General features: G+C 47.2%; 2 protein-coding genes. Both read right to left on the reverse strand.

The window, feature by feature from the left end:
- Nucleotides 1-163: 163 nt before the first annotated feature.
- Nucleotides 164-1024 (reverse strand): ABC transporter ATP-binding protein, encoded by an 861-nt coding sequence (locus U8U68_RS21825; protein WP_322204554.1) that lies wholly within the window; start codon nt 1022-1024, stop codon nt 164-166.
- Nucleotides 1025-1027: 3 nt separating this feature from the next.
- Nucleotides 1028-1324: GntR family transcriptional regulator (locus U8U68_RS21830; RefSeq protein ID WP_322204557.1), on the reverse strand; the 297-nt coding region annotated here is incomplete at its 5' end.

Genomic DNA, 1324 nt, shown 5'->3' on the forward strand with positions numbered 1-1324 from the left:
GAAAATGTTGTGATGACCATCGTTCCGCAGATCACGCCGCTGGCAACCACATAGCTTTCTGTGCCAGCGGAAGAAATCAGTCCGACTGCCAAGATGACCAAAACCAAAAGCATAGACTTCATGTTATGTCCGATATTATATAGGTCTTTCAAAATCAAGCTTTTCATTTTATTTTCTCTCCTTTCACATACAAAAGCAAAATATCATCAATAGCGACATCATCCACCACTGCGTTTTTATATCGCCGCCTTGCCTTTTCTTTATCCTTTACCAGCACGTTCCACTGGTAATCTTCTTTCCGATACGCAAGAATCTCTGATTTGTCAATTTCGTCAAAGGCAGTAGCTCCGCAGCGGATTATGCCATAGTGGTATAGAAGCTCATCCTTTGCTTTGCAGAACAGCACTTTTCCTTGGTGAATAAACGTAATAGAGTCCGCAACCTTTTCCAGGTCGGTGGTGATATGCGAGGAGATCATAATAGAATGTTCCTCGTCCTGTACGAATTCCAGGAAAACGTCCAGAATATCGTCCCGCATCACCGGATCAAGACCGCTGGTAGCCTCATCCAAAATCAGCAGCTTCGGCCTGTGCGAAAGCGCCACTGCGATGCAAAGCTTCATCTTCATTCCCTTGGAAAAAGTCTTAATCTCTTTATCCGCAGGAAGCTGAAAGCGGTTCAGATACTCTCGATACGGGCGGTCGTCCCACTGCTTATACGCTGTCTGAGAGATTTTTCCCACCTTGGCCGCTGTCAGCGTCTCGTAGAAATTGATCCCGTCAAATACAACACCGATATCTTCCTTCAGCTGCTTTGCAGAGGACAGTTCCTGCCCCCAGAAGGTCACCGTTCCGTCATCCTTATGAATCAGATCCAAAATAGCATTGATTGTGGTACTCTTGCCGGCGCCGTTTTCACCGATCAGCCCCATAATCGTTCCTTTCGGAATTGAAAAGGACACATGATCCAATGTGAAATCCGCATATTGTTTCGTTAGGTTTCTGACCTCTAAAATGTTATCCATCGTCTATTCCTCCTCCTGATAGAACATCGTCAGCAATTCTATGGTTTTTCCCAGCGAGATGCCGCTGGTCCGGGCAATTTCCGCCGCTTCCTGCAGGTGTTCTTCCATCTGCCTCTGCCGCTCCTCCTGATAGAAGTCCTTGTTATTTGCCGTGATAAAGCTCCCTCGCCCCACCGTTGTTTCGATGAAGCCGTCCCGCTGCAGGTCTTCATATGCTTTCTGTACGGATGTAACACTTACATGAATGGACTTCGCCAAAGCGCGCATGGAGGGAATGGAATCACCGGTTTGCAGCTCGCC

The sequence above is a fragment of the Acutalibacter intestini genome (assembly GCF_034334985.1).
In the GTDB taxonomy this organism is placed as follows: Bacteria; Bacillota; Clostridia; order Oscillospirales; family Acutalibacteraceae; genus Acutalibacter; species Acutalibacter intestini.

What these genes read in the sequence shown, in the direction of transcription:
- U8U68_RS21825 (WP_322204554.1), bottom strand. Translation starts at nt 1,024, where the DNA reads ATGGATAACATTTTAGAGGTCAGAAACCTAACGAAACAATATGCGGAT.